General features: G+C 70.6%; 5 protein-coding genes. 4 read left to right on the top strand and 1 reads right to left on the bottom strand.

The genetic code is table 11. The features are described 5' to 3' along the window. Positions 1 to 320, bottom strand: a 320-nt coding sequence (locus tag ACFWBN_RS01835) for an RICIN domain-containing protein (protein ID WP_385168950.1), incomplete at its 3' end; no start/stop codon positions are given. Between the two features lie 445 nt (positions 321 to 765). On the opposite strand from ACFWBN_RS01835, the gene ACFWBN_RS01840 reads away from it, so the two are divergent. The 4 genes from ACFWBN_RS01840 to ACFWBN_RS01855 all read left to right on the top strand — a co-directional run bounded on the left by ACFWBN_RS01840 (position 766) and on the right by ACFWBN_RS01855 (position 5,607). After that, positions 766 to 981 carry a DUF6243 family protein gene (locus ACFWBN_RS01840; protein ID WP_385168954.1) on the top strand — a complete coding sequence of 72 codons (216 nt, stop codon included), beginning with the start codon at positions 766 to 768 and terminating at the stop codon, positions 979 to 981. Between the two features lie 250 nt (positions 982 to 1,231). Continuing rightward, positions 1,232 to 2,257, top strand: a complete 1,026-nt coding sequence (locus ACFWBN_RS01845; protein ID WP_385168956.1) for a hypothetical protein — start codon at positions 1,232 to 1,234, stop codon at positions 2,255 to 2,257. Between the two features lie 123 nt (positions 2,258 to 2,380). Then, the gene (locus ACFWBN_RS01850) at positions 2,381 to 4,879 is read left to right on the top strand and encodes a SpoIIE family protein phosphatase (RefSeq protein WP_385168959.1); all 2,499 of its coding nucleotides are present in this window, start codon (positions 2,381 to 2,383) and stop codon (positions 4,877 to 4,879) included. A gap of 245 nt (positions 4,880 to 5,124) precedes the next feature. Beyond that, positions 5,125 to 5,607, top strand: coding sequence for a lamin tail domain-containing protein (locus ACFWBN_RS01855; protein WP_385168963.1), 483 nt, complete (start codon positions 5,125 to 5,127; stop codon positions 5,605 to 5,607). Positions 5,608 to 5,774: the final 167 nt, after the last annotated feature.

Raw genomic sequence — 5,774 nt, forward strand, 5'->3', positions numbered from 1 at the left:
CCGCTGTTGCGGTTCACCAACTCGTAGTATCCATCCCCGGTGGACCTCAGCCTCCACTGCTGGTTGGCGGTGTTCTGGTCGGTCCACTGCTGGATACGGGTGCCGTCGGCGGTGGAGAAGCCGTTGACGTCCAGCGCCTTGCCGCTGCGTACCGAGACCAGCCGGTAGTAGGCACCGCCGTCGACCGTCGCGGCCTGGGAGTCCTCGAGTACGAACACGAAGTACGACGCGGCGCCGAGAGGCACACCAAGCAGCAGAGCGGTGGCGCTCCAGCGACGGCGGTGACGCCCGCGGCGCCCGCCGTTCGGGGGGTTGCTCATGGGTAGACGTTCTCCTTGCGAACTGTTCACGAGAGAAAGGCGGATCTGGACAGCGGAACCGGCCGGATCCACCTCCTTGTGGTCACAGGCCACGCAAAGGGTTGCCTCGAGCCCAGAAATTGTTCAGGTCACCTCGTGGTGAGGCAAACGCGACGCCTGCGCGTCCCAGGCCGTCCAGCCATGGCTGGTGGCCGGTGGCCGGTGAGCACGGGACGGTCGGGAAACGGCTGGTCCCGGGCACTCGCCGGAGGCCCGGCGGGCGCCGGGCGGCGAAAAGGTTGGTGTGCGGGGCCGACGGAACCAGGTACCGTCTTTGTCATGTTCTTCCACAGGCCGATTTACGAGTGAGCGCGTGACGGGCCCCTGCTGACGTCCTTCGACGTCGCCGCACCCGTCCCCCACCGATGAATCCGTAGATCACTTCGCATCACCACCGGGAGAACCCGTGACCGACAGCAAGAACATCAACAACCCCGTGGGCCAGGGCGGCGGCCAGCGCAAGAAGCTGTCCCGCGCCGAACGGCAGAACAACGGTCCGCACCGCAACCGCGACCGCCAGGGTGCCGCCGACCAGAAGGCGGAGCTGGTGCGCAAGATGCGCGAGAAGGCACGCGCAGCCGAGGAAGCCGGGCAGGCGGGCGACGACACCGCCCAGAGCTGACGCACCGCCGCCGCAGGGCAGCACGGTGCGGGGCCCGGACCGCGACGCGCGGTCCGGGCCCTGCTGCCGTACCGGGCGCGGCCGGTCCCGCTCAGCTCTCGGCCGACCACCGCGTCTCAGCCGGCAACCCGGCAGCACGGCGCAGAACCTGAGCGCCGCGGCGGGAACGTGCCTACGCTGGAAGAGGCCCATCGGAAATGAAGATCTCCTCGGTCGTGCACCCGCGCACGGCCACCTAGGATCGATGACCATGAAGCGCACGGCAGCATTGCGCTCAAGCAAGGGAATCCCCGCAATCGCCGCGGTTGCCGCGATCGCCGCCACATGCGCCTTGTCCGGGTACACGGATTCCGGCGAGGGCCTGTCTGCCGCGACGTACGTCCCGGTTGCCGCCGGCTCGCAGACGTCCTGCGAGACCTCGCTGCCGGACAGCTTCTGGCGTGCACCCGTGGACACGCTCCCCGTGCACCCGAACTCAGCCCAGTACGTCTCCTCCATCGGTTCCGCGGAGTCGCTGCACCCGGACTTCGGGTCGGGCCTGACAGACGGACAGCCCTTCGGCATCCCCATCACCGTCTCGGACACGGCAGTGCCGGAATCGAAGGTCTCCCTGGACTACGCCGAGGAAAGCGATACGTCCGGGTACCGGATCCCGCAGAACGCCAAGATCGAGAACGGTCCGGCGAGCACCGGAGATCGACACGTCATCGTCTGGGACCGCGGCCTGTGCAAGTCCTACGAGCTCTGGAACGCGAAGCCGCGAGGTGACAACGCCTGGCACGCCGGCTCGGGCGCGGTCTTCGATCTGCGGACCAACGAGCTGCGGCCCGACGGGTGGACGTCGGCCGATGCCGCGGGCCTCGCCATCCTCCCCGGTCTGGTGCGCTACGACGAGGCGGCAACCGGGCGGATCGACCATGCGATCCGCCTCACCGTGCCCCGCTCCGACCAGAGCTACGTCTGGCCCGCAAGGCACCAGGCGGGCTCCGCCGCGGACACGTCGCTGCCTCCCATGGGGCTGCGGCTGCGTCTCAAGAGCTCGGTGGACACCTCGCAGCTGGCCCCGCAGGCCAAGGCCGTGGCCGAGGCGCTCAAGAAGTACGGCGCCATCGTCGCGGACAACGGCTCGGCCTGGTACATCACCGGCGAAGAGAACTCCGGCTGGAACAACTCCCAGCTCGACGCGCTCAAGGACATCAAGGGATCGGACTTCGAGGCCGTCGACGCCTCCGGACTCCAGCAGTCGCCGGACTCGGGAGCCGTTGCACCGAAGTGATCGTGTACCCCTCGCCGCGCCGGTCGCTCAGGCGGAGTACGCGCGATACGCAATCGACTCGTAACCCTGGGTTACCCCCCGGCCCGGGCTGACCTGCTGCATGTGTCCGCGCACACTGGAAGCATGCCCCGGATGGGTTTCGGCGAGACCGCAGAGCGTGAGGATCTCCTCTCCGCGGCCGTCGTCGAGGCTGTCGAGAGGACCAGCGCCTACGCCGGCAGTGTCTTCCTCCGTTCCCGCGACCGCCGATCGGTCGTGCTCGCCGCGACGTGCGGCGTGCCGCCCTCCCTGCTCGGCGGCTGGCGCCTCATCCCGGTGAACAGCCCCATCCCGGTGGCCCTGGCGTACAGCGCCGGGCGCACGGTCCACCTCGCCGACGCGGAGGAGACGATGCGCCGGTACCCCCAGGTCGCGATGGCTCTGCCGCACGCCTTCGGCTCCCTCTCCGTACCGGTGGGCGCAGGAGCGGAGGCCTTCGGGACGCTGGCGATCGTCTGGGCGGCATCCCCCGGCAGGGGAGGGCTGTCCAAGGCCGAGCGCCGCCGCGTGCGGGACATCGCCGGACGGCTCGGTGAATCCCTCGCCGCCCTGCGGGCGCGTACGGGGGATCCTGTGGAATGCGACCCGGAGACGGCTCCGGTCGAGGTTCCGGCTCCCTCGGCATCGGCCGTGCGCGTCGGCTTGTTCGACTGGGACCTGGCCTCCGGGACCGTGACCGTGGACGACCAAGGGTGCGCGATCTTCGGTCTTGACCCTCGCGCCTTCGACGGACGAGCCGAAACGCTCGCGTCCTGCCTGCATCCCGGCGACCTCGCCGCCTTCCGTGCTTTCGGTCGGGCGGCAACCGGCGCGGGCCGGCGCGCAGCACAGCGCCTGCGCGTCCGGGACGGCATGGACGGACCGCACGCCACGGACGCCACGGACGCCGACGTGAGGTACCGCACGGTCGAGCTGTGGGGGCGCGCACCCGAGGCCGAAGACGCGCGAACGCCCACCTACCTGGTGGGCGCGGTCGTGGACGCGCGGGCCGGCCACCTGGCCGTCGCGGCGGTCGAGCGTCTGAGGGACGGGTTGTTCTCCCTCGCCCCCGACGGACAGGTCACGTACGCCAACCACAGCGCCCTGCAGCTGCTGGAGGTACGCAGCGACACACTGCTGGGCCGGTACCTGTGGGACGTGCTGCCGTGGCTGTCCGATCCCGACATCGAGTACCGGCACCGTTCGGCGATGATCTCCCAGGCGCCGGGCTCCTTCCTGGCCTCTCCCTCGCGCGACCGGTGGCTCGCCTTCTCGCTCCACCCGGCCCCGGACGGGGTGACGGGCCGGGTCGTGCCCGTCGCCCAACCGCCTCCGGACTCACCGCCATCCGCCTCGTCCACCTCGGCCGCACCCGCACCCGCACCCGCCACCACCCCGGCGCGCATGGGCGTCATGTACCACGTCCTGCAGTTGGGCAGCGCGCTGACCGAGGCGGTCACCGCCCGCGAAGTCTGCGAAGTCGTCTCCGACCAGCTGCTGCCGGCCTTCGGAGGCCAGCAACTGGCCATCTACGTGGTGCGCGACGAGACGCTGCACGGGCTCTTCCACACGGGCCACCACGAGGACTTCCTCCACTGGCTGGAGGGCGTGCCCCTGCACGCCCACCTGCCGGGCACGGAAACCCTGACGTCCGGCGCTCCCCTCTTCATCGAGTCTCAGCAGGCCCTCGCCCTGAGCTACCCGGGCATCCCCACGGGCGGGGTGAGCTCCTGGGCGTATCTGCCGCTGATCGCCTCCAGCCGCCCCGTCGGCACCTGCATCCTCGGCTTCGACGAGATCCATCAGTTCTCCGAGAAGGACCGCGGCGTCCTGACCGCACTCGCCGGGCTGATCGCCCAGGCCCTGGAACGAGCGCGGCTCTACGACTCGGAGTTCTCCCTCGCGCGCGGCCTGCAGCAGGCGCTCCTGCCGCACCGGCTCCCCGTGCTCCCGGGCATCCGTACCGTCACGCGCTATCTGCCCGGGACCAGGGGGATGCAGATCGGCGGCGACTGGTACGACGTCATCCCCACCGACAGCGGGGTCAGTCTCGTCATCGGAGACGTGGAGGGCCACAGCATCGCCGCCGCGGCCACGATGGCCCAGCTGCGCAGTGCGGTACGCGCCTTCGCGGCCGTCGGGCACACCCCCGGCGATGTGATGGCGGGCACCAACCGGACCCTCATCGACCTCGACCCCGGACTGCTGGCCAGCTGCTGCTACATCCACCTCGCACCCGAGGGCGACCACGCCCACGCCGTCACCGCCGGCCACCCCCCGCCGCTGCTCCGCCACCCCGACGGCACGACCGACGTCCTGCACCTGGACGTCGGCCCGATCCTCGGCGTGGAGCGTACGAGCGTCTATCCCGAGACCCGGATCGCCCTCCCGCCGGGATCCGTCCTCGCCCTCTACACCGACGGCCTGGTCGAGGAACCCACGGCCGACATCGATGTGGGGATCGACCGGCTGCGTGCCACGCTGACCCACGCCCGTGCCGACTCATTGGACGAACTCGCCGACCGGCTCCTGCACAATGCCCGTGGCTCGCCCTACCGCGCAGACGACATCGCCCTGCTGCTCACCGAGTTCCGCGCGGCGTGACCGCTCGCACCGCAGAATCGTTTCCGCAAGTGCCGATGTCCGGGCGTCAACGCAACTTTGACATGTGACCACTACACGGGAGAGTTACTTCCATATCCGGATTAAGCAACACAAGGCGATTTCCACCCGATTCAACACGGTTTTGCGCCAGAGTGTGGCTCCTCGGCAGGACGCCGGGAACCGTTCGGAGCCCCGCCCGGCTTTCACGAAGCCGGACCGGGCTGTCTGTTGAAGGGGTCATCTCCATGTCTGCTTCTCTGGCCACGCGCCGCGCCCTCGCCGCACTCCTGGCAGCCGGCGCCCTGATCGGCGCGGCGGCTCTGCCTGCCACCGCCGACGACCACCGGCGCGACCACCGCAGCCCCCACTCCTCGATCGTCATCGGCGACGTCCAGTACGACAGCCCCGGCCGCAACGACCGCTCCAACCGTGCCCTGAACCGCGAGTGGATCGAGGTGAAGAACACCGGCCGCCACGCCGTCAACCTGCGCGGCTTCACCCTCGCCGACCGCGACGGCAACCGCTACCGCTTCACCGACTTCCGCCTCGACGGCCGTTCCAGCGTCAAGGTCCACACCGGTGAGGGCCGCGACACCCGCCACGACGTCTACCAGGACCGCCGCCACCAGGTCTGGGACGAGCGCGACACGGCCACCCTCCGCGACAACCGCGGCAAGGTCATCGACACCGAGTCCTGGGGTCGCCGCGGACACCAGCACCACGGCTGAACCAGCCGGCAGCCACACCCCACGGGGCCACTGAACTGCCGACGACCGGACGTGGGGGGGGGGCCCCCCCCCCCCCCCCCGCCCCCCCCCCCCCGCCCCGCGGGGGGGGGGGGGGGGCGCGGCCCCCGCCGGCCCACCCCACGGACGCGACCGGCGCGCACGATCTG

It is taken from the genome of Streptomyces sp. NPDC059989 (genome assembly GCF_042736975.1).
Taxonomy (GTDB): Bacteria; Actinomycetota; Actinomycetes; order Streptomycetales; family Streptomycetaceae; genus Streptomyces.

Bases quoted from the DNA above. Each gene is read 5' to 3' on its own strand.
- ACFWBN_RS01855 (WP_385168963.1), top strand. From the start codon at position 5,125: ATGTCTGCTTCTCTGGCCACGCGCCGCGCCCTCGCCGCACTCCTGGCA.
- ACFWBN_RS01845 (WP_385168956.1), top strand. From the start codon at position 1,232: ATGAAGCGCACGGCAGCATTGCGCTCAAGCAAGGGAATCCCCGCAATC.
- ACFWBN_RS01850 (WP_385168959.1), top strand. From the start codon at position 2,381: ATGCCCCGGATGGGTTTCGGCGAGACCGCAGAGCGTGAGGATCTCCTC.